This window comes from Methermicoccus shengliensis DSM 18856 (assembly GCF_000711905.1).
GTDB classification, from domain to species: domain Archaea; phylum Halobacteriota; class Methanosarcinia; order DSM-18856; family Methermicoccaceae; genus Methermicoccus; species Methermicoccus shengliensis.
The window spans coordinates 32,370-56,690 of the sequence record NZ_KL543983.1; the positions used below are offsets into that span (position 1 = coordinate 32,370).

Annotated in this window: 27 protein-coding genes; 12 read left to right on the top strand and 15 right to left on the bottom strand. The window is 55.5% G+C overall.

Translation table 11 applies throughout. From position 1 onward, the window contains the following. The 5 genes from BP07_RS06615 to BP07_RS06635 form a co-directional block, all read left to right on the top strand. Nucleotides 1-515, top strand: a 515-nt coding sequence (locus BP07_RS06615; RefSeq protein WP_042687192.1) for an ABC transporter substrate-binding protein, incomplete at its 5' end; no start/stop codon positions are given. 115 nt (nucleotides 516-630) lie between these two features. Next, the gene (locus tag BP07_RS06620) at nucleotides 631-1,704 is read left to right on the top strand and encodes an NAD(P)-dependent glycerol-1-phosphate dehydrogenase (RefSeq protein WP_042687195.1); all 1,074 of its coding nucleotides are present in this window, start codon (nucleotides 631-633) and stop codon (nucleotides 1,702-1,704) included. Next, nucleotides 1,701-2,591, top strand: coding sequence for a type II methionyl aminopeptidase (gene map / locus BP07_RS06625; protein WP_042687197.1), 891 nt, complete (start codon nucleotides 1,701-1,703; stop codon nucleotides 2,589-2,591). The genes BP07_RS06620 and map overlap by 4 nt, the downstream gene beginning before the upstream one ends. A gap of 3 nt (nucleotides 2,592-2,594) precedes the next feature. Further along, on the top strand, nucleotides 2,595-3,083 hold the full coding sequence (locus tag BP07_RS06630) for a hypothetical protein (RefSeq protein WP_042687200.1): 489 nt from the start codon (nucleotides 2,595-2,597) through the stop codon (nucleotides 3,081-3,083). Between the two features lies 1 nt (nucleotide 3,084). Then, a complete protein-coding gene (locus BP07_RS06635) occupies nucleotides 3,085-3,600 on the top strand; it encodes a COG2426 family protein (protein WP_042687202.1) in 516 nt (171 codons plus the stop codon). Here the strand turns inward: BP07_RS06635 and BP07_RS06640 are convergent. The 9 genes from BP07_RS06640 to BP07_RS06680 all read right to left on the bottom strand — a co-directional run bounded on the left by BP07_RS06640 (nucleotide 3,581) and on the right by BP07_RS06680 (nucleotide 14,296). Beyond that, entirely contained in the window at nucleotides 3,581-4,531 is a 951-nt protein-coding gene (locus BP07_RS06640; protein ID WP_084174155.1) for a LamG domain-containing protein, read from the bottom strand. The two genes, BP07_RS06635 and BP07_RS06640, sit on opposite strands and share 20 nt — an antisense overlap. Before the next feature lie 43 nt (nucleotides 4,532-4,574). Beyond that, nucleotides 4,575-5,297, bottom strand: a complete 723-nt coding sequence (locus tag BP07_RS06645; RefSeq protein ID WP_052353311.1) for an ECF transporter S component — start codon at nucleotides 5,295-5,297, stop codon at nucleotides 4,575-4,577. Further along, nucleotides 5,294-6,961, bottom strand: a complete 1,668-nt coding sequence (locus BP07_RS06650; RefSeq protein WP_042687206.1) for an ABC transporter ATP-binding protein — start codon at nucleotides 6,959-6,961, stop codon at nucleotides 5,294-5,296. The genes BP07_RS06645 and BP07_RS06650 overlap by 4 nt, the downstream gene beginning before the upstream one ends. Nucleotides 6,962-6,987: 26 nt before the next feature. Continuing rightward, nucleotides 6,988-7,926, bottom strand: a complete 939-nt coding sequence (locus tag BP07_RS08425; RefSeq protein ID WP_052353312.1) for an energy-coupling factor transporter transmembrane component T family protein — start codon at nucleotides 7,924-7,926, stop codon at nucleotides 6,988-6,990. Further along, on the bottom strand, nucleotides 7,923-8,954 hold the full coding sequence (locus BP07_RS06660; RefSeq protein WP_042687209.1) for a DUF4430 domain-containing protein: 1,032 nt from the start codon (nucleotides 8,952-8,954) through the stop codon (nucleotides 7,923-7,925). The genes BP07_RS08425 and BP07_RS06660 overlap by 4 nt, the downstream gene beginning before the upstream one ends. A 1-nt stretch (nucleotide 8,955) precedes the next feature. Beyond that, nucleotides 8,956-9,507 carry a carboxypeptidase-like regulatory domain-containing protein gene (locus tag BP07_RS06665; RefSeq protein WP_157203136.1) on the bottom strand — a complete coding sequence of 184 codons (552 nt, stop codon included), beginning with the start codon at nucleotides 9,505-9,507 and terminating at the stop codon, nucleotides 8,956-8,958. A gap of 2 nt (nucleotides 9,508-9,509) precedes the next feature. Further along, a complete protein-coding gene (locus BP07_RS06670; protein ID WP_042687213.1) occupies nucleotides 9,510-10,979 on the bottom strand; it encodes a prenyltransferase/squalene oxidase repeat-containing protein in 1,470 nt (489 codons plus the stop codon). Next, a complete protein-coding gene (locus BP07_RS06675; RefSeq protein WP_157203137.1) occupies nucleotides 10,976-12,118 on the bottom strand; it encodes a tetratricopeptide repeat protein in 1,143 nt (380 codons plus the stop codon). Before BP07_RS06675 ends, BP07_RS06670 begins: the two co-directional genes overlap by 4 nt. Nucleotides 12,119-12,265: 147 nt before the next feature. After that, the gene (locus tag BP07_RS06680) at nucleotides 12,266-14,296 is read right to left on the bottom strand and encodes a PKD domain-containing protein (RefSeq protein WP_042687217.1); all 2,031 of its coding nucleotides are present in this window, start codon (nucleotides 14,294-14,296) and stop codon (nucleotides 12,266-12,268) included. Nucleotides 14,297-14,520: 224 nt separating this feature from the next. On the opposite strand from BP07_RS06680, the gene BP07_RS06685 reads away from it, so the two are divergent. Beyond that, on the top strand, nucleotides 14,521-15,291 hold the full coding sequence (locus BP07_RS06685) for a sugar phosphate isomerase/epimerase family protein (RefSeq protein WP_052353313.1): 771 nt from the start codon (nucleotides 14,521-14,523) through the stop codon (nucleotides 15,289-15,291). Here the strand turns inward: BP07_RS06685 and BP07_RS06690 are convergent. Genes BP07_RS06690 through BP07_RS06700 form a run of 3 tightly spaced genes read right to left on the bottom strand, consistent with a single transcriptional unit; the run spans nucleotide 15,268 to nucleotide 17,028 of the window. Further along, on the bottom strand, nucleotides 15,268-15,693 hold the full coding sequence (locus BP07_RS06690; protein ID WP_042687220.1) for an archease: 426 nt from the start codon (nucleotides 15,691-15,693) through the stop codon (nucleotides 15,268-15,270). The genes BP07_RS06685 and BP07_RS06690 overlap by 24 nt on opposite strands. Then, nucleotides 15,690-16,295, bottom strand: coding sequence for a translin family protein (locus BP07_RS06695; protein ID WP_042687221.1), 606 nt, complete (start codon nucleotides 16,293-16,295; stop codon nucleotides 15,690-15,692). Before BP07_RS06695 ends, BP07_RS06690 begins: the two co-directional genes overlap by 4 nt. Nucleotide 16,296: 1 nt before the next feature. Further along, entirely contained in the window at nucleotides 16,297-17,028 is a 732-nt protein-coding gene (locus tag BP07_RS06700) for a hypothetical protein (RefSeq protein ID WP_042687224.1), read from the bottom strand. Nucleotides 17,029-17,124: 96 nt separating this feature from the next. On the opposite strand from BP07_RS06700, the gene BP07_RS06705 reads away from it, so the two are divergent. The 4 genes from BP07_RS06705 (at nucleotide 17,125) to BP07_RS06720 (ending at nucleotide 20,430) form a co-directional block, all read left to right on the top strand. Further along, entirely contained in the window at nucleotides 17,125-18,369 is a 1,245-nt protein-coding gene (locus BP07_RS06705; protein WP_042687227.1) for a 3-isopropylmalate dehydratase large subunit, read from the top strand. Beyond that, entirely contained in the window at nucleotides 18,366-19,211 is an 846-nt protein-coding gene (locus BP07_RS06710; protein WP_052353314.1) for an asparagine synthase C-terminal domain-containing protein, read from the top strand. Before BP07_RS06705 ends, BP07_RS06710 begins: the two co-directional genes overlap by 4 nt. 176 nt (nucleotides 19,212-19,387) lie before the next feature. Beyond that, nucleotides 19,388-19,906, top strand: coding sequence for a hypothetical protein (locus BP07_RS08870; RefSeq protein ID WP_157203138.1), 519 nt, complete (start codon nucleotides 19,388-19,390; stop codon nucleotides 19,904-19,906). 293 nt (nucleotides 19,907-20,199) lie between these two features. Beyond that, nucleotides 20,200-20,430, top strand: coding sequence for a hypothetical protein (locus BP07_RS06720; protein ID WP_042687230.1), 231 nt, complete (start codon nucleotides 20,200-20,202; stop codon nucleotides 20,428-20,430). 103 nt (nucleotides 20,431-20,533) lie between these two features. Here the strand turns inward: BP07_RS06720 and BP07_RS06725 are convergent, their stop codons facing one another. Genes BP07_RS06725 through BP07_RS06735 form a run of 3 tightly spaced genes read right to left on the bottom strand, consistent with a single transcriptional unit; the run spans nucleotide 20,534 to nucleotide 22,457 of the window. Next, nucleotides 20,534-21,247: a hypothetical protein gene (locus tag BP07_RS06725; RefSeq protein WP_042687232.1), complete on the bottom strand. Its 714-nt coding sequence runs from the start codon at nucleotides 21,245-21,247 to the stop codon at nucleotides 20,534-20,536. Nucleotides 21,248-21,249: 2 nt separating this feature from the next. Next, nucleotides 21,250-21,699 (bottom strand): DUF6884 domain-containing protein, encoded by a 450-nt coding sequence (locus BP07_RS06730; RefSeq protein WP_042687234.1) that lies wholly within the window; start codon nucleotides 21,697-21,699, stop codon nucleotides 21,250-21,252. Further along, nucleotides 21,696-22,457, bottom strand: a complete 762-nt coding sequence (locus tag BP07_RS06735; RefSeq protein ID WP_052353316.1) for an N-glycosylase/DNA lyase — start codon at nucleotides 22,455-22,457, stop codon at nucleotides 21,696-21,698. The genes BP07_RS06730 and BP07_RS06735 overlap by 4 nt, the downstream gene beginning before the upstream one ends. Before the next feature lie 78 nt (nucleotides 22,458-22,535). Between BP07_RS06735 and BP07_RS06740 the strand changes: the two genes are divergently transcribed. Next, complete coding sequence (locus BP07_RS06740) at nucleotides 22,536-23,312, top strand: HFX_2341 family transcriptional regulator domain-containing protein (RefSeq protein ID WP_042687238.1); 777 nt, start codon at nucleotides 22,536-22,538, stop codon at nucleotides 23,310-23,312. A gap of 639 nt (nucleotides 23,313-23,951) precedes the next feature. Beyond that, nucleotides 23,952-24,293 (top strand): TCP-1/cpn60 chaperonin family protein, encoded by a 342-nt coding sequence (locus BP07_RS08625; protein ID WP_169736261.1) that lies wholly within the window; start codon nucleotides 23,952-23,954, stop codon nucleotides 24,291-24,293. The last annotated feature ends 28 nt before the right edge of the window (nucleotides 24,294-24,321 follow it).

Sequence of the window (24,321 nt, forward strand, 5' to 3'; positions counted from 1 at the left end):
CCTTCTTCGATGACTTTCTGACCGATGAGTACTACAGGGCAGTAAAGGAGAAACTGGATGCCAATCCGAACTGGGTGCCAGAGAAGGTGTCCCCCTCCGAGACCGTAAGAGTGGGACACCTTGCTGCCGACCTGCACGAGCTCGCGGTGTACGTTGCCCAGAAGGAGGGCTACTACGAGCAGGTCGGACTCGTGAGTGGCGAGAACCTCGAGATAAAGCCCCCATTTGCAAATGGTGTAGCAATAATGGAGGCATTCAAGAATGGGGAGATAGACGTTGGATATCTGGGCGGAGCCCCAGCAACGCTAAAGCGCATCAATGACGACGTTAAAATACGCATCATCGCCGGCGCCAACAATGAAGGGTCATCTATTGTTGTAGGGGCACAGTCAGGGATAAACACTCCAGCACAACTTGCAGGGAAGACCATTGCAACTCCGGGCTTCGGTACCGTTCAGGACTTTATCCTCAGACAGCTGGCAGAGGAGAACGGGCTGAGGGTGGTGCTGAAGTGAGGGTGAGGTGAGGGTACCCCCAGAGGGTGCCCCCGCCCTCTTTTTCACCCCGCCCTCTTTTTTAGCATCATTCTTTTATAGGTTGTGGCTCAACACCGAATCGAGGTGCCATTAGGTGAGCATCGAGCACTCGGAAAAGCATCCAAAGAGCATGCAGCTTCCAAGAGAGGTGGTGATAGGAAGAGACGTGCTGGATGGCATCGCAGAGGTGTGCAAGAGATTGGGGGTGATTCCCAGTGGCAGGTCTGCTCTCGTGGTGGCAGACTCCAACACCATGCGCATTGCCGGCAAAAGAACGCTGGAAAGCCTTGAGGATGCGCACATAGATGGCGAGCACATCCTCGTGGAAAGGGCGAGCATGGACGAGGTGGAGAGGGTGGTGGAGGCCTCACAAAGAGCTTCACTGCTCATAGGTGTGGGGGGTGGAACGGTAATAGATGTCACAAAGCTCGCCTCCACCAAGAGGGGCATTCCCTTTGTGAGCGTTCCCACCGTGGCCTCTCACGATGGAATCGTGTCATCGAGGGCGTCCATAAGGGGTGAGCATGGCACCGTATCCGTGGAGGCTCAGGCCCCCATGGCCGTGGTGGCCGACACTGGAATCATCGTGAGGGCTCCATACAGGTTTCTGGCTGCCGGATGTGGTGATATCATCTCCAACAAGACTGCGATACTGGATTGGAAGCTCGCCCACAGGCTCAAAGGAGAGCCCTACAGTGAGTATGCCTCTGCCCTCTCGGAGATGAGTGCAAAGATAATAATGGACTCTGCAGAGAGCATAAAGCCCAACCTTGAGGATGCCGTAAGGATTGTGATGAAGGCACTGGTGTCGAGTGGTGTGGCGATGAGCATCGCTGGAAGCTCGAGGCCTGCGAGCGGCTCGGAGCACAAGTTCAGCCACATGCTGGACATGATAGCCCCGAGACCCGCGCTGCATGGTGAGCAGTGTGGGGTTGGGAGCATAATGATGATGTATCTGCATGGAGGAGACTGGCGGGCGATAAGAGATGCACTCTCCACCATAGGCGCCCCCACCACCGCCAGGCAGCTTGGGATACCCGAGGAGCACATAGTGGAGGCACTCGTGAGAGCCCATGAGGTGCGCCCAGAGAGGTTCACCATACTCGATAGCGGGCTCACGATGGAGGCCGCAATCGCCCTGGCAACGCACACCGAGGTGATAGAATGAGTGTACAGGACGAGGCAGAGTACGCATACGAGTGCTATGTTAAGGCGGGCAAGATATGGCAGAAGGTCATGGAAAGGGCTGTCCCGATGGTGAGAAAGGGCGCAAAGCTGCTCGATGTGGCAAATTTCGTGGAGGAGTACATAGCAGAGCTTGGGGGAAGGCCCGCCTTTCCATGCAACATATCGCTCAACGAGGAGGCTGCCCACAACACACCCTCAGCAGACGATGAGCTGGTGTTTGGAGAGGATATCGTCAAGCTCGATGTGGGTGTGCACGTGGACGGATACATCGCAGACGGCGCCATCACGATTGACCTCTTGGGCCATCCAGAGCTAAAGAGGGCATCTGAGGATGCGCTCAGGGCAGCCATCGAGGTGGTGGAGGCTGGGGTGAGTACTGCAGAGGTGGGGGCAGCGATAGAGAGCACAATCCTCGATGCCGGGTTCAGACCAGTACACAACCTCACTGGCCATGGACTGGAGCGATACATCGCCCACGCACCCCCCACAATCCCCAACAAAAACACCAAAAGGGGCGTGCCCCTCGAGGCAGGAATGGTCATAGCCATAGAGCCGTTTGCCACCACGGGTGTGGGCAAGGTGGCAGATGGCGACAGGGTGGAGATATTCCATACCGTGTCCTCGAGAAGGGCAAGACACCCCACGGCACGAGCCCTTCAGAGAGAGATAGAGCAATACCACACGCTTCCGTATGCGAAAAGGTGGCTGAAGACCGAGAGGATGGAGTACGGGCTTCTCACTCTTCTAAAGGAGGGCATAGTGAAGGGCTATCCGGTGCTGAAAGAGGTCTCGGGAGGGCTGGTATCTCAGAGTGAGCACACCCTCATCGTTATGGATGGGGGATGCGAGCTCACCACGGGCAGGTGAGATATGGCGGCACTGGGAAGCATAGTGGCAGTGGAAGGGCTGGACAGATACGTGGTGGCTGCGAGCGGAGAGGAGAGGGCCACCGTGGGAAGCTTCGTAAAGGTGATGTCCTCTCCAGAGGTCGTGGGCATCATAGTGGGATATGTGAACACCATCAAGGAGGAGCTCATACCATACATGCAGCCCCAGCTGAGGGAGAAGTATCTCCCATACAACATCGACCCAGAGCGCACATACTACACCGTTCTGGGCGTGGGCACGCCATCCTCGAGAGACGTGAGTGTGCCACCCCGTATAGGAGATGAGGTGCACATGCTATCGCCAGAGGAGCTGAGGAGCTTCTACATGACCCATGGAATGTACTATCTCACACAAAAGAGGGATGCCATTGGCAAGGACGTGGCGTTGCTCATCGTGGACAAGCTCGCAAACATCATTGCCGAGGACAAAAGGAGGCTCGAAATAGTAAAAAGGCACATAGGGACATGGTAGCATGTCTGTGCTTGTCTCCCTCTTTGAAAGCGTCGCTGGGCTTCCTGCCCCACTCGCCGTTATGCTGGTTGCCATGCTACCCATCGCAGAGCTCAGGCTGGCAATACCCTTTGCGCTCGCTCCCTCCAGCCTCGGGGGGCTCGGAATGGCTCCAGCAGAGGCATTTTTCTTTGCGGTAATTGGCAACCTCATCCCTGTTCCGATGGTGCTAAAGCTCCTCGAGCCCGTGTCCATCAGACTTCGAAGGTTCTCCCTCTGGGAGTGCTTCTTTGACTGGCTGTTTGACAGGACGAGGAGGAAGACGGAAACCAAGTTCGAGCGCTATGGGCTGGTGGCACTGTGCATGTTCGTGGCCATCCCCCTGCCGTTTACAGGGGCATGGACAGGATGCGTCGCAGCCTCGCTGTTCGATGTGCAGTTCGTCAGGGCGCTCATTGCGATAGCACTGGGCATACTCGTGGCTGGCGTGCTCATAACGCTTGCATCCACTGGAGTGCTCACGGTGCTGAGCGTCTGAGCACCAGTGCCAAGAGGGCGAGCATGGCAAATACGAACTCAAACCCAGGAGTTATGGGAAGCTCCACATCGGGTCTTAAGCCCCCCAGTGGGAGGGTCGAGGTGGCGGTGGGCGAGGTGGCGGTGGGCGAGGTGGCGGTGGGAGTGGATGTGGGAGAAGGTGTGGGAGCGGGCTCTCGTGGTGTGAGGGTGTGCTTGGGTGTTGCAGAAGAGGGTGCTTTCGATGTGTCGCGCTCGACTGGCGGTGGAAGTATGGGCTCGACTGCCCGCGTGAGCAACCACACCTCTCCTGATGCCAGCTGCCTGTCGTACAGTCTCACATGAGCAATCTCGCCCCAGAACCCCTGCTCGCTGGGTGCCCCTCCAATGAACAGCTGGGGTGAGCCATGAAGACCGCTCACGGGTGGGAGGGTGTCTCCCTGCCGCACGCCACTGACATACATCTTCGCCTCATCAGGACCAAACGTGAGGAGAACGTGTATCCACTGGTCCAGTGTGAGGGGGTGCTCTGCATACGCCCCGTGCTCCCACTCTGGCGTGGATATTCGATACAGCAGCTTTCCGCTCTCCCCATCTCTCTCCAGCCTCAGCGTGGTGTGCTCATCACTCAGCATGGCGATGAGCCCACCGCTGGAGTTGTTGCAGTATATCCACAGCGACAGCGTGCCATTGGAGAGAGAGCCCAGTGGCACACTCACATACGCCCTGCCGTCAAAATAAAGGGAGTTGAAATTGCCCCTGTCCACCCACCTTGTACCGTGCAGCACGCCATCGAGACCGCTTCCAGAGTAGTCGTACAGGATGTTTCCACCGCCCTCCTGAAGCGTCCAGTAGCCCACGAGCCCCTCCCGTATCCCAGCCTCACACGTGGGAAGGGTCGCGAGCACCACCAGAGCGAGCACCACCAGAATGCCAACCACCCAAATCCGCATCACTGCACGTTACGCACCCACTTTATATATATGCTTCCATATTTTAGCCCTCGTTCAGGATGTGCACCTCGAAGCGCCGTCTGTATCTTTCGAGCATGGCGATGGTCTTTGGGGCAAGAAACAGCATGAACACCGCATTGCCCAGCGCGTGCATCGTATCAAACCATATGCTCGTCGCCTGAGTGAACAAAAGGGTCTTCCATGTGAGGGGGTAGATATACGTCACCCAGTGCCACACGTTCATTATAAAGCCAAACAGGTAGCCCCACATCACCCCGTACCCCACGAGAAACACCCTCGAGTAGCGCAGGGGCTTTCCAATCCCAAAGAGCACACCACTCGTAAGTCCAGCCAGACCCCACCCCAGTATCTGAAACACCGTCCAGGGTCCCTGCCCCAGAAAGATGTTGGACACTGCTGCCGTGACCGCACCCACCATGAAGCCCGCGATGGGTCCAAACACGATGCCAGAGCATATCACGAGGTACGTGCATGGCTGCACCCCGGGCAGAGTCGCAAAGGGCACTCTGGATACAGCCGATATCGTGCCCAGCATGGCAATGAGGGATATGTGCTTGGCAGAGAGCTCCTTTTCCTCAAACTCGAGAAGGAAGGCACCAATCACAAGCACCACGATGGCAAGCGATACCAGAGACCAGCTTGAGGTGATGCCTCGGCTGAGTTCCATGCTCACTGTGGGTATCACGATGTCGAACAGCCCGAGCAGGAGGGCAGCCATCAGCAGCAGGTGGCTCTTTCTTATCATGCGAGCACATCCATTGCCTCGTCCACCGTGAGCAGGTCGGTGGGCACCCCATACCGCTCGAACGCCTGCACCAGCCTGTTGATCTGGGGAGAGAACAGCAGCGCCTTGGAGAGAGCCTCCCGCTTGGGGGCATCCACCACCACCCTGCCCTCGCTCATAATCACCACCCTGTCGGCACACTCCGCAACGGTCTCAACATCGTGGGTGGAGTATATCACCGCCCTTCCCCGCGTTCTGTACTCATCCAGTATGTCGAGCAGCCTGCGCTTGAGGCCATGGTCGAGACCCCTCGTGGGCTCGTCGAGCACCAGAATCTTTGGCTCAAATGCGAGCACCGAGGCGATTGCCACCCGCTGCTTCTCTCCCCCAGAAAGGGAGCGAGGGTAGGCATGCTTGTAGCACTCGATGCCCAGCATTCTGAGCACCTCGCCCACCCGCTGGTCTATCCTTTCTTTCGGGTATCTGAGGTTCTTCAGTGGAAACCGAATCTCCTCTGCCACGGTGTCTGCAAACAGGTGGTCATTGGGGTTCTGAAACACAAACCCCACATACCTTGCGAGCTGGGCAACCGTCGTGCTCCTCGTGTCCAGCCCACACACCTCAACACTCCCCCTCTGGGGGATGTTCAGCCCTATCAGGTGCTTTAGCAGAGTGGTCTTTCCAGAGGCGTTGCGACCCAGCACCGCCACGAACTCCCCCTCCCTCACCGAGAAGTCCACGCCCCTGAGCACTGGGGTGCTCCCATCATAGGAAAACCACACGTCCCTCATGCTCACCACCTGCTTCCCGTACTCCCGGCGGTCATTGAGCTCGACATCCTTCCCTGAAGCCCTGAAGATGGGGCGCAGTATCTTTCTGCCCTCCTTCACGGTGAGGGGCACCCTGCCGACGCAAACGCCCCTCTCCTCGAGCCTTAGCACGAGGTCGATGATGGGGGGGATGCCCACACCCGTGCTTGCAAGGGCACGCTCTCCCATCACCTCTCTTGGCTCACCGTCCATCACGATTCTGCCGCCCTCCATCACCACCACCCTGTCCACCAGATGCACCACCCTGTCCAGCCTGTGCTCTATGAGCACCACGGTGATGCCCAGCTCGTCGTTGATGCGCTCCACCACTCTGAGGACATCCTCTGCTCCCTTGGGGTCGAGCTCGCTCGTGGGCTCGTCGAGCACGAGCACCTCTGGATGAAGGGCGAGCACCGAGGCGATGGCTATCTTCTGCTTCTCGCCTCCAGAGAGCTCATTGGGCTGCCTGTTTCGAAGGTGCACGATGCCCACCGCATCCAGCGCCTCTTCAATCCTTCGGGCAATCACGCTGCGCGAGAGCCCGAGGTTCTCCAGCCCGAACGCAATCTCCCTTTCAGGGTCAATCGATATCAGCTGGTTTTCAGGGTCCTGAAACACCATGCCCACACGCTGAGAAAGCTCCTTGGTCGAGCTCTTGAGCACATCCAGACCGCACACCACGATGCTGCCCCTGATTCTCCCCCCATAGAAGTGGGGCACGAGCCCGTTGAAGCACCGTGCGAGAGTGCTCTTGCCAGAGCCAGAGGGGCCCGTGATGAGCACGAACTCCCCCTCCTCCACGTGGAGGCTCACGTCCCTCAGGGCAGGGGCATGCGCATCCGAGTAGCAGAACGTCAAGCCACGAACGTCTATCATGCAACACTCCTCCTCGCCAGTGTTGATTACTTCGTAATCAACAGTTGCTTACTTTGTAAGCGGCTCTGTGGAATGGAAAGCATGTTGAGCACCAGCAGAACCACGAGCAGCGCCACAGCGCCCATGGGCTCGAGTGTTATGGGCTCGAGAGAGGGGTAGTAGCGATACGTTCCAAGCCCAAACAGCAGCCTCCCCAAAAGCCCCAGCACCAAGGGCGTGAGCATGAGCAGGGCCATCGCCTTGTCCCATCTGCTCAGCTCCAGCTCCCTGTAGAACGTGCGCTTCTTGGATGAGCCAAATGCCCTCGACTCCATTGCCTCGGCTATCTGCACAGCGCGGTCGAGCGAGTTGGCAACGAGTGGCACCAGAATGGGAACTCTGTTCTTTATCCTCTGGATGATGTTCCCCCTGTCCACCTCCAGACCACGGGAGCGCTGCACATCTGTTATCGTCCTCGCATCCTCAATCAGTGTGGGCAAGAAGCGGGTGGACATCGAGGTGACGAGCACAGAGCGATAGGGCACCTTGAGCTTCAGCATGAGCAGCATGAGGTCATCGGGATGCACCGTGAACGTGAGGATGGCAAACGCCGAAAGTATGGCAAGGAGCCTCACGGACATCATGAGCCCGTACACAAGGGCCTCGAGCGTGATGGTTGGGGTGCCCAAAAAGGGAAGGGCAACACCCGCCTGATATAACACGTGAGAGCCGTTGTGGTTGAACGCCACGTTCAGCGCCACAATCATGGGAGCAAGAAACACCACGAACCTTATCACAGAAAACCACTCCCTTGCGATGTGGCCCACGTACACCACGGGCAGCGTGGCGGCAAACAGCAGCACGAGGTAGATGGGGTCGTCGAATATGAGGCTGAGGGTGAGCACGTCCACCACCCATATCAGCTTCACAACCGCGCTCGTCCTGTGCACCGGCGTGTCCCTGTCCTCATACCTGAACGTAATCATTGGGGTACCCTCACCACATCTCCATTCACCACCGCCACCGAGTAGAAGTAGTGCAGCCTCTCGGGGGTTTTCGCCACGAGCTCTGCAGCGGCATTTGCCTCCTCCTTGGAGGTGCCCGCCACCACCCATACCATGTTCTCATTCACTCCAGTGCCCCTTGGGTTCCATGGGCTGTTGGTGGCAACGATTATGCCACCATCGCCAAGCACACTCTTCTTTCCTCCCACGTCCTCCATCACCACCTTGCCATTCTCGATGTAGGTGTAGATGTTCAGCCTCGCGTGCAGACCAAGCACGAAGTGTATGGGCTCGAATTCGTATGTGCCCACCAGTATGATATTGTCCTGCTCCCTCTGCTGCTGAGTGAGCTCGTCGTATGTAATCACCGACACCCTCGTGGCACCCTCCTGCCGCAGCCGCTCTGCAATCTGCTGTGCACTCTCCTCAAGCCCATCCTCATACACGATGAGGGTGTCCCTTACCACACCATTGTAGCCATGCACGAACGGCTCTGGAAAGGCACCCACCACACACGTGCGCCCATAGTACGCCCACTCGTGATAGTCCCATATCTGCACATCTCCGGGGTGCAACACGTATGCGGGTGCCCCCCTGTCCACGGGAAAGCCATTTACCGTGTAGAACCAGTCCACCTTCTGCCCACCTCCACCTGTAAACTTGGACACGTACCCGTTGATGCCGTTCACAAAGCCACCTCCATATGCGGTTTCCACGCTGGCAACCTGCCTGAGCGCATCCATCGCCGTAAGCCCCTTTTGCCATGGAACGCTTTCATTGAGCAGCAGCACCTTTCCAAAGTAGAGGGTGACCACCACCCTTGTGGGCTCGATGGAAGATGTGCCAGAGGTATGCGCGCCAGCGGGCTGCTGGGTGGTGAATTCAAACCCCTGCTCCTCCTGAGGAGTGGTGGCTGGTGTGGACGTGGGAGCCTGCCCACTCCCATCATCCACACAACCCGCACCTGCCAGCACCAACAGGAACACCATCAACGCCAACCATCTTCTCATATCACATCCTCCTCAGGACAACTATCAGCAGGGCCATAAACGAGGCGATAATGCCGAACGCGGGAGTGGTGGGTGGCCGCGCTGGAGGCTGCGATAGAGGCTGCGCTGGAGAATCCTGCTGCTGGAACACATCCCCCATCTCCAGCATGCGGGGATTTCGTAGATTTCGTTCTGGAGTGGGCTTGCCAGAGGGGGTGGGCAGCACTCGAAGTGTGAACTTCTCGCTCGTGGCAAAACCATCCTTGGTGGCCACAATGTCATACGTTCCCGGCTCATCGAGAGTGAGCGTGAGCCTTCCATCTGCATCCGTGATGAACGTCCTTTCGCCCACCAGCACTTCCGCACCCGGAAGCGGGCTCCACCTCCCGGCGGGGTCGTGATAGAACACCGAGATGTTGACCTGCTCGCCAGCATACACGCTCGTCCTGTCTGCAAATATCGTGGTGGCAACTGTGGTGGCAACTGTGGTGGCAGCTGTGGTGGCAGCTCCAGCCTGTGCAAGCGCCATCTGTGTCCCAAGCAGTGAGAGCACGAGCATAGCAGCCCACATCATCCTCACCTCCTCCACCTCCCAAAGAGCAGCAGAGCCGCCAGCAGGGCACCAAGAGAGAGCACCGCTCCACCACCTCTGGCAGCGGGCTCTGGCTCTCTCCAAGCTGCCTCATCCTCCACGGCACCATTCTCAAGATGCCCTTCCCCACCGGTGGGAGATTCGTTCATATACAGCATGCTGGGCTTGGAGTGCTTTTCGAGCATCCTTTCCACCTCCTGCTGCACCTCTGTCGGGGGAGAGAGCACCTCTATCCTGAACTCGCTGCTATTGTAGTACCTCTTGGATGCCCTCAGCGTATAGGTGCCCGGAGTGGTGATGTTCATCGAGAGGGTGCCAGAGGTGTCCGTGACGAGTACCTGCCCGCCAGCCGACACCTCTGCGCCCGGAAGCGGACGCCATCTCCCCGCATCATAGTAGTACACAAAAACGGTAAACTGCTCACCAGCATACACGCTCGCCCTGTCGGCCCATATGGTGGTCTCGGGAAACACCAGCGTGTAGCTGGGCTCTGGCGTGGGCGTGCTGCTGCTCACCACCGGAATCCTCTTTCCCATAAGAGCGATGATGGCGTATGAGGTGGACATGACGGGGCTCGAACGAGTGTTGGGAAGGTGGAAGAATGCGCCATCCGAGTCCTGCATCGACTTCAGAAAATCCACTGGATTGTCGTTCTTCGTCCACTCACCCGATGTGGGGGACTCTCCCATTGCCAGAATCGCCCATATCGCCCACGAGGTTGCCTCAGAGGTGGGGCTCGTGCCAAACGAGGGGTCGGACACGAACCCCCCGCTGGCGTCCTGAGAGTCCCTGATGAACTGCATGCCCCTCTTCACCTCATCCGAGGTGGTGGACTCGCCTGCCATGAGCAGGGCGAGCACCGCAATGGCGGTGTCATCAGTGTCGCTCGGACCCCCCACGTTCATCGACCAGCCTCCATCTGCATTCTGGTTGTCCTTGATGAACTGCACGCTGTCCTTTATGATGGTGGAGTTGGAGGGGTCCACACCAGCCGCCACCAGCGCAATCACACCCCAGAAGTCGTCGTTTAGCAGCGATGGGTCGCCAATCTGACCCTGCTTGTACAGGTCGCCCAGCTTTTGCACATAATCTATGCCGCTGGAGTTCCGTGGGTCCACACCAAGGCAGAGCAGCGTGAGGATGTGCCGCTCCACATCCGTGGCAAGGTCAGTGTCCACAAGATGCTGGTTTGCAAGGATGTAGTCCGCGAGCGAATTTCCGCCCACCGTCCAGTTGGCGGACGACGCGTTCTCCCCTGCGGCGGTGATGGCCATCACTGCCCACTCGGAAAGCGCATACCCCCCTATCTTACCGCTGGACTTCTGCTGTGAGTGGAGGTAGTAAAGGGCATTTGCGATCACAGAGTCGTTCGCCTGAAGCGGGTAGGCAGTGGCACATGGAAATGTCACCATAGAGGCCATGAGCAACAGCGTCATCCACACCCCTGCCCTCACCGCCCCATCCCCCTCCCCAGCCTGTATGCAATAAACCCGAGCAGCACGACTCCAATGCCAGCCATGAGCAGCAGCCCCCCAACATACGTGCTCATTGCCCGCTGGGATGCCAGCTCGCTCATCCTGGCAGGGTCGAGCACCTGCACCACATACTGGGCATCTGCCTCGTTGAGCTGGAATGTGTACGTGCCAGCCTGCGTGAACACCACCCTCGGGCCAGCTCGCTCATCAGAGCGGAGTATTATGGGAGCATAATAGGGTCTGCCATCCACCCACACCGCTGGGGTATCCTCAGAATCCTCAGATCCATAAATCTTCACGTACACATAGCCCGCCCGGGCATCTGGACCCGGCTCGAGCGCCAGCCTCAGGGTGTATGGAATGCCCACCTCTGCCAGCCTCACCACCCTCCCAGAATCGTCCGATAAGCTCAGCGCACCACTGTAGCCCCTTGCCCTCTCCATTCTCTCCAGTGCCTTTGCGTGGGTGGCGAGGGCATCCTCGAGACTTCCAGAGCGATACTGGGCATACGAGAGCTCCACGAGCAGGCTGATGTTCTCTGGCTCCACATCCAGCGCCCGCTGGTAGTACTGGATGGCGCCCGTGTAGTTTCCCCTCTCCATAAGTGTCCTCGCTGTGAGGATGTAGGTGGGGAGCCTCACCCTCTCGAGCTTCTTGAGGGTGGCATCTGCCCCCTCGTAATCGCCAGCGGCATACTGGGCGTTTGCGAGGTTCTCGAGCACCACCTCGTTGGCTGGGTCCACCCGCAGCGCCCGCTCATAGTACGCAATGGCATCCTCGTAGCGCTTCAGCGCATAGTAGGCATTGGCAATGTTGTTGAGCAACACCACATTATCTGGCTGAACGTCGAGGGCGCGCTCATAATACTCTATGGCCTCAGCATAGCTTTCGAGGGCATACAGGCAGTTGGCCACCCCATACAGGGCAAACACATTGCGCTCATCGAGCTCGAGCACCTTGAGGTATATCTCCTTGGCCTCTGCATACTCGCCGAGGTAGTACTTGGAGCCTGCCTCCTTCAGCAGCTCATCGACAGAGGAGGGTTGGGCCATGGCCGATATAGCCACCACATGCACACACATGAGCACAGCCATCGCAGCCACTACCCAAGCCCTCAATCACACTCCTCCATCCATGTGTTCCAGTTCAGGACGACCCACGTTGTCTCCAGTACATTCACCCCATCGTGTTGTTATCTGATGTGCTGCTGGCACTTTGCACGCCGATATTTCGCAACCTCACTTCAAGCTCCATATTAGCCCCCATCATTCTGCCCGTCGGTTCCAGTTCAGCCCCACGATTGCGGCGTCTAGGATGTTCACTCTGTCGTCGTTGTTCAGGTCTGCTCCATCGTCGTAATCGGCGTTGCCATAGTGGGAGTTCCAGTGCAGACCCACCAATGAGGCATCCAGTATGTTCGATACGCCATCGCCGTTGGCATCCCCAGCCATGTACACCATCACGGGAATGTGGGTGTAGTTGTAAGCACTGGCGTTGTCGTACACTGTCATGTTGACCATGAATGGAGCATAAGAGCCATTGTTCCACATGTAGTGAGTGTACACGTGTGAGGTGGTGCTGTTGTTGGTGTGCAGCCAAGTACCATCTCCAAAGTCCCACACCCATGAGACGATGGAGCCGTCAGGGTCGTAAGAGCCGGAGCCATTGAAGAACACTGGCGAGTCCACGTTGTTGATGGCGTGTCTTACAGCGGCCACGGGAATGGGGGGTATACCGGCGTTGACCATTACCTTCTCACTCCTTATCACATACCTCCAATCACCCCCCGGATAGTCGGCTGTCTGTGCTCCAGCACACCACAGTGTGTAGTTGCCGCTCGCATTGAAGGACATGCTCACGGCACCAGAGGCGTTGGTGGGCCCAGCGATTGGCGCGCCGTTTGCCCACACGTACGCTCCCTCGAGCGGCATCCATCTGGACTGGTTGTAGTAGAGTGCGTGAGCCACAAACGTCCTGTTGACCTGCACGACCTCGGGCACCATGAGAGCGCTGAGCACCGCCTGCTGTGAGCCATAATACCACACCACCCCATCACCGGGTTTTAGCACACAATCCTCTGCCGAAACACTCGCCTTCCCATAGTTCACCGCATACTGCCATCCGTCCGCACCAGAGTTGTTCTCCCCTGCTATGCCCACCACGAAGTAGTTGCCATATGCATCCGTGGTATACACTGGAATGCCGAAGGAGTCGTTCATCGTCTCGAGCTGTGCGGCTACACAGGGCTCGGTGAACGCATCGAACGCATCGCCGCTGTTGTCCGCGATTGCCACATATGGAACGGTGTAGAACACATCGCCCTCGAACAGCGTGGCATTCTTGCCCTCAACCCTGAGGTGGTTGGTAAAGCCGTGGAGGGGGTAGAACTTGCCCAGGAGGGCAACGATGGCGTCTGGCGTGGAGTCTCCAGTGCCATTCCATGCAAAGCTGCCATCTGGCCTCTGAAGGCTGAGCAGATGCTCAACTGGATTGTACCCCTTTGTCCACTCAGCACTGGTGGGGTCCTGTCCAGCCGCCCAAATCGCCATTATGGCATAGGCATCGGAGTCCCCGTTGGACTGTGTATATGTGGCATCCCATCCAAAGCCACCATCGCTGTTCTGCCTGCTCTTTATGAAGGCAAGGGCATTGGTGATGGTGCTCGAGCTCTGTGGCTCGCCTGCCGCAAGAAGTGCGAGGATGGCTGCTGCCGTAGTGTCTGTGTCGCTCGTGGAGCTGAGTGACCAGCTCCATCCACCATCTGCGTTCTGATGGCTTTTGATGTAGTGGAGGGTGGTGTTCACCGTCGAGTTGCCCGTGTTCATACCCACCGAGCACAGCGCGAGCAATGCATAGATGTCGTCATTCAGCCCGCCCGCATCTCCAAACTGGGTGCCATCGAAGTATGTCAGAAGCGTTTGCACATACTTATCGGCAGGCTCGCCAGCTGCCGAGAGAGCGAGTATCTGCCGTGCATAGTCCGTCGCACTCGAAAGAGAGTCCCCCCTCGCGAGCAGATAGTCCACAGCGCTCGGGCTCGTGGGGGACGTCTTGAGAGTGTGCGGGTCTATGCCCGCAGAGGCAAACGCCATAACCGCCCATGCAGTTGTTGAATCGGAAACTATCTTACCATCTGCCGACTGATTCACCTTCAGCGAGTTCAGGGCATTCTGTATCACGCTGTCCGCGGGAGCTATGGGATAATCCGTCTGAGCAGCAGCACACGAGCTTACGAGGAGAATCAAAAACAGGGATGCACACAACCCCCACACAATCCTTCTGGAGCCTTCATCCATACACACACCCTCCACGCCTTAAGGAACTCAAATACACTGAGTCTGTGAGATAATACAAGTAGAGTGAATGAATATAAAGGTTGCTTAATTGTGTGTTGGCCCACAAGCGCTGACTCACAAGCGCTGACTCACAAGCGCTGGCTCCAAGAGGATTGGAGCACGATAAAGCAGAGTAGATGCACGATAAAACAAAGTAGATATGTGATGAGATACGAGCCCGTGGCGTGAGAGAGCTCGGCGTGTCCACGTACATCGACATGCAGGCATCGCTCGAGCAGGTGCTCCATGTGGCAAGGGACGAGCTTGGGCTTGCGTGTGTGGAGATTCTGTGCGATGGTAAGCACGACATCACCCGCGTGGACACCGAGGTGTGCGAGAGCTTTGATTTTACGTACTCGGTGCACGCCCCCATAGATTGCAACCTCGCCTCACTTCGAGAGGTGATGCGAAGGGCTGCGGTGGACCTCGTGGAGCAGGTGCTCATCGCTGCATCAGATATCGATGCACAGCTCGTGGTGGTGCATCCCGGCTACTACATATGGAACTACGAGAGAGAGGAAAGCTACGGGGCATGCCGCCGCTCGCTGCGGGAGCTGGAGGGGCTGCAAGCGGAGTACGGCATCGAGATAGGAATCGAGAACATGACTGGATGGGCGAACACCATTCTCACCCAGCCAGAGGAGCTCGACATGCTGGGAGGGCTCGGGCTCGTGCTGGATGTGGGGCACGCCAACGTGATGGGAAGGCTGTACGACTTCCTGAAGAGCGACAGAATAGTGCACGCCCACATCCACGACAACTCGGGAGAGAACGATGAGCACGCACGGCTCGGCAGTGGAGAGATAGACTTTGAGCGTGTGCTTGGGGTGCTGGAGAGGCTTCCCATCCTGTGCATACTGGAAGTGCAAAGCATAGAGGATGCGAAGGCGAGCATCGAGTGGCTGTGTGGCAATGGCATGCTTCATCTCGTCTCAGATGTCGAGCACCACAGTTAGCTCGTATCCCCCGTTCATCCGCCTCACCGAGAGCTCGTGAAAGGTGATTGCCTTTACCTCTGTTCTCGAGTGGTGGCGGGAGGGGTCAAACGGCTCGCCTCTGCACTTGGCAAATAAATGCCATTTTTCATCGCGCTCAATGCTCACATCAAACTCAGAGAGAGCCATCCCATCGGCATCGAACACGAGCAACAGCTCTGAGAGAAAGTCATACAGCAGTGCCTCTGCATCCTCTGCCTCGATGTCCACAGCGATGCTCACAAGGGGCCTCACGCACGAGGTGTCCAGCATCGTCTCAAAGAGTGCCATTGCCGCATTCCCAAACGCCTCCTCGAGTGTCTCTCCAAAGGCATGGAACTTGACGTCTGCGGTGTGCTCCTCGAACAAAAAGCCCCCGCTCATCTTTTTGTGGCCTCCTCTATCCTTCTTGCAGCCATGAACGCACCCACATCGCTCCATGTCCTGTCTATCAGCTGCGCCACCACATCGGTTTTTCTCCTAAGACCCATGGTGATGGCATCTGGATAGTCCACCTGCACCAGCCAGTGGTGTATCTCCTCGCACACCGAGAGCATGGTGCGTGCATGCTCTATCCTGCCCGCGGCAAGCAGCCCGAGTATGTGTCTTCTGAGCTCGCCCACCGCGTCTGCAACCCCGCTCAGGTATGCCGCATCCATCACACCCAGCTCTTCTGGAGTTGGAATGCGCTCCCCCTTTATCAGCGATATGAATATACAGCCCTCTGCATACTCCTGCTGCGCGTGGTGCACAAAGCCTGCATAGTACACCATGGGATGTGGAGAGAGTGTGCTCTCGATATCGTCCAGTATCTTCCTCGCGCGGGCGAGCATGCGCTCTGCCTCATCGAGATGTGAGGTGTGGGCAGCCCTGATTGCCCTGCTGGAGAGCCTCACCACCTCACGGGTGAGCTTGAGTCCCCTCTCCCTTGCCTCATCCATCACCTCGAGCCGCTCCAGCATCGCTGAGAACAGTTCGTCGAGCACCTCACACCACCTCAAACGTGTTGACAATGCCATGGCACACACATGCCGTGGCAACTGCATACGTATCTCCGCTGCACATCATCTCGAGCTCATCCAGCATGGCACGCACATCCTCGCCCATCACCCCTCCAGAGCCGTCCAGCTGCCAGCTCACGAGCACCTTTGCACGGTCAACCACGTGTGCAAGCGAGCTGGAGATGAGCTCGTGCATGGGTACGTCCTTTCTAAATCCCGTTATGGGACACACGAGGGGCTGGGTGCACCCTTCGGCACACATCTTCCCAGAGGGCATATAGCTCACGATGAGCACGCCGCTTGGAGTGTCAGCCACGAGAACGCTCTCCTTTGGCAGACAGGATGCGAGCTGCGCCGCCAGTGTGCCGCTGACCCGCAGGGGGATGCGCCTCGATGCAGCATGGCACAGGAGGAGCTTTGCAGCCATATGCCCCGGAACTGCGGGCACCACGAGGGCTGGAGTGAGTGTGCTCATCAGCTCGAGCAGCCCACGCACACCATCGCCCACCCAGAGCTGCACATTTCCCGCAACTGGCTCGAACGATGAGATGTCATCGAGCATGCTCTGGGCGATGCGAGATGCCCTGCACCTTGGGTCAGAGTCCATCACGAGCACGCATGCCCCTGCTTGTGCTGCAGCCTGTGCTGCCCTCGTTCCCATTACTCCTCCTCCGACGCACACCACGACGTCCCCATCTCTCACGCGCGCTCGCTCCATCTCCCACCCCTACCTCTACCTCTACTTCTATATGCCGCCAGATGATATAGCTTTTCTTGCTCAAGAACCATATAGCTGGCAACAGATGGTGGGTATATGGGCAGCACTATCAGCGAGAAGATTATCGGCATGAAGGCTGGAAGGGACGTGGAGGCTGGGGAGTTCGTGGAGTGTGCAGTGGACTTGGCAATGGCACACGATGGCACGAGCGTCATCGCCCTCAAGGTGCTCTCAGAGATGGGTGTGGAGAGGGTATGGGATGCGAGCAAGATTGCAATTCCGTTCGACCACATCGTGCCAGCCAACTGTGAGCGCACCGCCATGCTCCACCGCAGGGTGAGGGAGTGGGTGAGGGCACAGCACATCCAGCACTTCTTCGATGTGGGCGAGGGAATATGCCACCAGATTCTCCCAGAGCGGAGGCTCGTGCGTCCGGGGATGCTGGTGGTGGGGGCAGACTCCCACACATGCACATATGGGGCGCTGGGTGCGTTCGCCACGGGGCTCGGCGCGACCGACATAGCAGACGTGTTTGCGCGGGGCATCACGTGGCTCAGAGTGCCAGAGACCATCCGCATCGAGGTCAGCGGAAGACTGCCGCGGGGAGTGGTGGCAAAGGACGTGATACTGAGCATCGTGGGCACGCTCGGTGCAGATGGGGCAAGCTACAGGGCACTGGAGTACTACGGGGACACGATAGCCACGATGTCCATGGACGAGAGGCTCACGCTGTGCAACATGGGGGTGGAAATGGGAGCAAAGGCGAGCATCGTGCCGCCAGACGCCACCACCCTCGAGTACATTGGAGACAGGGGCAGGGACTGCACTCCCGTGCACTCCGACGAGGATGCTCACTTCTGTGAGGAGTACGAGTTCGACGTCTCCAATCTTGCCCCACAGGTGGCGGTGCCCCACAGGGTGGACGATGTGCACCCGGTGGACGAAGTGGTGGGCACTCCCGTTGATCAGGTGTTCATCGGCACGTGCACCAACGGAAGGCTGAGCGACCTCGAGGGGGCTGCCCGAATATTGAAAGGGAGGAGGGTAAAGGTCAGAACCATCATCGCCCCAGCTTCAAGGCGCATACTCGCAGAGGCCTGCAGGAGAGGAATCATCACCACGCTCGTGGAGAGCGGGGCAACAATAATAAACCCGGGATGCGGTCCCTGCCTTGGGGCACATGAAGGGGTGCTCTCGGAGGGCGAGGTGTGCCTGTCAACCGCAAACAGAAACTTCAGGGGCCGCATGGGGGCTGGGGGGCTGATATACCTCGCATCACCGCTCACTGCAGCCGCAACCGCCCTGCACGGCATGATAGCAGACCCTAGGGAGTACGTGTGAGTGTGAGTGTGAGCATGTCCACAGATGACGTAGAGAATGAGGTGCTGGCCATCTCCATCGTGAGAAGAGCGCTCGAGGATGCGGCATCGCTCACTGCCAGGCACATTGAGGACAAAAGGGCGGCGATAGCGTTTTCTGGAGGGCTCGATAGCTCCATTCTGGCATCGCTGCTCGATGTGCCCCTCGTGAGCATAGCGCTCGAGGGCTCGAGGGACGAGCAGTGGGTTGGGCGGGCGGCATCGCTGCTCGGTGCAAGGGAGCGCACAACGATTCACGTGGTGGGTATCGAGGAGGTGCAAAGGGCTCTCTGCGAGGTGGTGGGCATGCTCGACACCTCCTCGGTGCTCGATGTGAGCATAGCACTTCCCCTTTACATGCTGGCCCAGAGAGCCGAGGGAACAGACGTGCTCATCACGGGACAGGGAGCAGATGAGCTGTTTGGTGGATATAAGAGGTACGAGGATGCCGAGGATGTGGGCGAGTGTATGCAGTGTGACCTGAACGAGCTGCTCCAGAGGGGTATTCACAGGGATAAGAAGGTGGCTGCTGCATGGGGAATCGCCCTCGAGGCTCCATACCTGAGTCCCCCCATCATCGAGGCTGCCCAGCGCATCTCCCCCGAGCTAAAGCTCAAGAGGGTCGGCGGCGAGGTGATAAGAAAGTACGTGCTGAGATGTGCAGCCCTCCAGTATGTCCCAGAGGAGATTGCATGGAGAAAAAAGCATGCCCTCCAGTATAGCACCGGCCTGATGCGCGCCATATCGAGGCTTGCCAGCATGCACGGATTCACGAGGGGCACTCCCATGCGGCTCTCACGCTATCTGGAAACTCTCAGAGGCTAATGGAACATGCGAACGCTAAATGCAATCCCAGCCTCCGTCTTTCCCGTCACATACCAAAAAAGTTTATATACATTCACATGTTTACACAATAACTGGTGTGTTCACAGAAATTGTGAACATTCCACATACAGAGGGGATGGGTGCAGAGATGAGGAGGCCCTGCACAAGGATGTGCCATGAGAGTGAGGGTCGAGATAACTACGGACGAAGGAAGAACAACCTCCGCAAGCTTTGAAGCAACTCCGATGCCCCTGTCCATGCTGGAGGAGATAAAGCAGCAAATTTGTTCTTTCCTCGATACTGTAGCCCAATGCCCCCATTCGAGCCCTCAGCTCTCTGGCACATCTTTACACTCGCTACCCCGAATGCCCACTGCTGTACCTCGTGAGAAACCTCCCACTTCAGCCGCTGCCTGGAAAGGTCAGAGTCAGTCTGACCTCACCCTCAGGCAGAGACTGGAGATGTTCATCAAGTACGACTTCGATGCCGAGTGGTTCACCTCCAAGGACGTGAAGAGGGCGTATGAGGAGAAGTTTGACACGATACCTCTGAGCACGGTGTCCACATATCTCGCGAGGATGTATCAGGAGGGCATTCTCGAAAGGCGGGGAAACCGCAATGAGCGAAGGTACAGACTCTCACCACAGGTGGCAGAGGCGCTCTCACAGATAGCCAGCTGGCAGGAGCACGAGTGATTTATAAGCGTGGTCGTGGTGCGTGGATCCTCCCGCTTTCCTCTGAGCCCAACCAGAGTGTTCAGTGGCAGGGTACTTCACCAACAAAGAACTGCACCTCAAATTATACGTCTCAGGCATCGTCAAAAACTTTTTCTATAACAAAGGCGAAGGATAGAACTGTAATAAAGATAAGCGAAGAATAGAATGGTAAAGAATTCGCATAGGAAGGAGGGGGTAATGAAGTGGAGCTGGTGTGTGTTCGTAATACTAAGCGCCTATATGACCTCATCTCAACCAATGAGAGATGGTTAATGCGAAGGGTGGTTGACTACGCAAAAAAGCACGGGTACATAAAATACACTTCTCCTCGTGAAAAGGACTGGGAGGCATCCATTAGAGGCCTCTCAGAATCCATCCTCAAGGCTTTGGAGCACCATCTTGATCTTGGATTGAATATAGCAATCATGGCAGCATATCATAACTCTGTCATCAAACTCTATAAAATGAGGATCAATGCCAGTTCTATCAAACCTCTCTGCTGATTGACGGTGAAGTAGATCTTACCTGTGTAATGCCAGCCCTCGTGAGATTGGATGATTGAAAGCTCAACGTGTGGTTTTGTGATACTTGGCAACTTTTGTCACTTTAGTCACCATAAAACTTTTTCATAACTTCCTCGACCACTTTAGCCTCCTTTATGTGTCCATTTTTAATCAAAACTTCTCTCTGTCTTTCAAGATACCTCACTACACTTTCATCACTCAAATATCTAAACAGTCCAGTTCCCCATGCCATGGAGCCGTCGCTATTCCTGTAGAATTCCCAGAATCTCAACCTTGAATCTCTTGGGATTTTCAAGGTATATTCGGGGTACCCTATGATTTTGGTTGCACCATAGCCGTCTACGTAATCATCCTTTATAACAAAGAAGCCGAATATGTACCTTGTATCACCGCCTTTACCCGGATCAACAGTTGTGAACAGTGCGATTTTTCCGGGTACAACATACCTTATCCTCCTACCAATATTTTTCCTTGGTCCTCTGTGATTAACTCCTGCCCCATATTCAGATTTGGAAAAAATCTCAGTTTCGTAACATGGATAGGGTGGAATTTCTTTTCTCAATCCCATCTCATACTGATAACACGGGTTCTCCGGCTGGATACACCAGGGGAATTGTTTGATATATATGTTCCACCTTCTGCCAGCTTTTCCGCAAGGACCCTCATAGTCTGTATCGAGCCAGTTGCATTTGAATGCAAGATTTCCGTCAATAAAAGGGCTTTTCGGGATCACTCGAGTTGGCTCAGGATTGCAGAGTTTACATTTGTTTCGAAGATAACCATGTTCACAGAACATAATTACAGTTCCACCTCCTCTTTTATAGCTTTCTTCATCGCTGAAATCATTGGACCCATTCCACCAAGACCCTTCAGCGGAGTTATGATTTTCTTCTCTGCAAACACCTTCTTGACTATATTGATATAATTGCTTCCAGCAACAACCACTATCTCATCATATCTCATCAATCCTTTTTGCTCAGCCTGCTTTCTGAGCTCCTCAACGCTTATCGGATTTGTCTTAGGATCGTTAAATGTTACGTTGTAGTTCTCCGGAATGATCTCGTCCGGAAACAGAAATCCATACTTGGCTGAGAGAATGACGTAAGAATCAGGGTAGAATTTCTCGGCATACTCGATACAGGTTCTGGCGAAACTGCCGATGTAGACATCTCTCGCCATTGTAGCTCCTGCATCAGGATACCTACTCCAGATTTTCAGGCTCCCGCAGGGAACTACACATAACCTCATCTCATCACCTCCGCAATTTTTTCTCCAACCTCTCTCAAACCCAGCTTTGCAAAATAGTCCACGATTTCAGTCTTGCTAAGCACACCAATCTGCCATATCAGAGAGTCAAGATGAATCATGTTTATTTCCACTCTACTCCTTATCCCCTCCAAAACTTGGCTCCAGAACCTTCTCACTTCTTCATCATCTATGCTTACGCCAAGCCTTTTCGTAAACTCCTTAACCCTGTAATCGACAGGAATCGGAATTTTTTCAAAGCTAAAGTTGCTCTCCCCAGTCATAAGAAGCGATATGCCAAGGCACTTCATCGCAAAAGCGATGGTTTTTGCGTCCCTGTTCTGCCTCATCGTAGCAGCGAGCTCATACCATATCCCGATAAAGTTCTCCACAACTTCTTTTGGCTCTGCAATCCAGAGCTTATCGGCAAGCTCACTCGAAAGGAAGCGATTTAACCTCTTCAGCTTTAAATCAGCCAGTCTTTCCTTTGTGTAGAACCCTTTAAGCATATCTTCCATCTCTTGTGGAGAAGCAGGGACTTCCTTTCTCTCAAGCAAATCTCTAAGCTTGGGCCAGTAAGCAATCTCAGCCTTTCCTTTGAGCTGAAAATCATTCAAACCAGCAGCAACCATCAAAACGGCAAATCTACCAAATCCGTATTTTTCGAGGAATCTATGCATGTAGCGCCATTCCGGCTCCTCTTCGACTATCCTGTCCCATACTTCAATGGGGATTTGGACAAGTAAACCCTCAATACCCATTCCCATCACCCCCTACTTCACAGTATTCTGGCAGAAGCAGCAAATTATTTTAGTCTTTTCACGATAACATCGATAACAATGAAAACAATCGAAAAAGTCCACATCATACCCCTCGGATTTGAGAGGAGTGTGGCTGTTAAACCGATAAGAGTTCTTGGCGGAGTAAGAGCACATGTCATAACGATAGGCGGAAAATTTGCGGAAAAGTATGAGCTCCATGAGAAGCAGAGGTATTTTGAAAGAGCTGTAGTGGCTGATCTGGAGAAACTTGGACTGGAGGTGAAAGTTCACTATGCAGATCTTTTTGACTTCAGGATGGCTGTTGGAGCGATAGCTGAAGTGGTGGTTGAAGAGAAGAGCGCTGGTAGTGAGGTTTACCTCAATCTTTCATCACACGGCAGGCTTGTGTCAGTAGCATCAGCTCTTGTTGGATGGTATCACGGAGTTAGAATGTTCTACGTTTTCGCTGAAAGATATGCGAGAGATGAAGAGGAAGAGAGAATGTACGGCAGGAGTGTATGTGAGAAGCCAGTTATATTTGAAATACCCAGCCTGGAGTTCGTCAAACTGAGTGAGGAGGAGAGATATGCTATTTCGCTTATCTATTCCCAAAGGGAACATGGTAAGGACTACATGAAACTGCGGGATCTGTCAGAAAGGCTTGAAATACAGTTTCCACACATTTACTCGTTCTCAGGCGAAGGGAGACGCAAAGGGCAAGAGCTGCTAAACAAAGTCAACAGGCGGGTTGTCAGCAGGCTTGAAGCGAGAGGGCTTATTGAAAAGGAGAAAGTTGGCAGAAATGTAATTCTCATGCTAACTAAACTCGGCGAGTTCTTTGCATTGTTAGGTTAGCTGCATGTAATTTGGCAGGTAGCAAATTTCAACGTGTGGAGTTGAAGGTGGTGGAGCGGTCAAGTTTTTCCAGCGAGTTTCATAACTGCAGATTACTTTCTCATCTCCCTGAACAAACTCGAACACAGGAAGTAAATCAGGATAAAGAAGGCAGACGGGAGCACCATAATGACATACTCCAGCTCCCTCATGGGACAGATTCGCAAGACAGATTCGCAAGAATGATAGTTTCCTTTGGTGTCACTGAGGCAAGGAATCACCGCTTGCGCGGCGTCACCCTTCCCATGTTCCTTGGACTTCTGAAGTACTATAGATTGAGCTACATTGACCTCATCCAGCAAGCAGGATTCGAAGGGGACTACAAGGAAGAGTGTGTGTTGTTCATTGAGCGCATATTTGACCTTATCGAGCTGGGAATCATCACAGAGTGGGCGGATTTCTCGCGAAGCAAACTGCTTGGGGGTCTGCAGAAGGCTAACCGGCTCTTAGCGTTGGAGAAGCACAAATACCTCAACATATTCGAAAAAATACGAGAACCAGTGATAGTGCTGGATGATAAAAACCGCATAAAAGAGATGAACCAATCTGCAGCAAAATATTCTAAACAACGCCGCATTCATCATCAAGGGCGGGAAGGTGGTGGCTGGTGGCGGAACAACCGAATTCATCCTATCGCAGATGCTGAAGAGCTACGCCTGCACGCTGCCCCGCAAAGAGCAGCTCGCAGTACTGGAGTTCGCAAGGGCGCTGGAGGCCATACCCATGGCGCTTGCTAGCAATGCTGGAATGAATCCGACCGATGCCCTCGCAGCAATGAGAAACTACTACACACGGGGAATAGACACCATGATCGACTCTTCTGGAAGGGTGACCACGCCTTCAACCATAGAGCCAGTGATTGTGAAGAAGTTGGCTCTCACCTCGGCCACGGAGGCAGCAAATCGCGTCCTCATGATAGATGAGATCGTGCCGAAAAGATAAATAGTGGGCAAGCCACACATGGGCCGGG